Genomic DNA, 519 nt, shown 5'->3' with positions numbered 1-519 from the left:
CTTCCGCTCAAGGACCAGCGAGAGGTCATGGAGCGCCCGTTCTTCTCGCTCCAGAAGCGCAAGCGGCTGAAGCCGATCGAGTATCGCAGCCCGGATGGCGACGCCTGGGTGCGCGTCCAGGCCATCCCTGACTATGGCATGGCCACGATCTGGGATGCCGATATCCTGATATGGGCCGCGTCCACGCTCAACCGCATGAAGCAGCAGGGGCTGAACGATCTGCCCCGCACGCTGACGACGACGCCCTATGACCTGCTGCGGGCGATCAAGCGCAGCACAGGGGGCAGGGACTATCAGGAGCTGCAAGCCGCGCTTCTCCGGTTACAGACGACTTCGATCACGACTTCAATCCGCGCGACGAAGCGCCGGCAGAAGGCCGGCTTCAACTGGCTCGACAGCTGGACCTTCGACACCGACGCCGAGACGGAGCAGCCGCGCGGCATGACGCTGACCCTCTCGGATTGGGTCTATGAGGGCATCGTCAACGAGAAGTCGCTGCTCACCATGCACCCCGACTAT

General features: G+C 63.6%; 1 protein-coding gene. It reads left to right on the top strand.

Annotated features, from left to right (window positions below; all coding sequences use genetic code 11):
• Positions 1 to 519 (top strand): replication initiator protein A (locus AC4FS3_RS29540; RefSeq protein WP_491023503.1); only part of this gene is annotated, 519 nt, incomplete at both ends.

Source organism: Pseudogemmobacter sp. TB195 (genome assembly GCF_058313095.1).
Note: the sequence above shows the minus strand (reverse complement) of the source record. Positions and strands in the feature narration are given on the sequence as shown.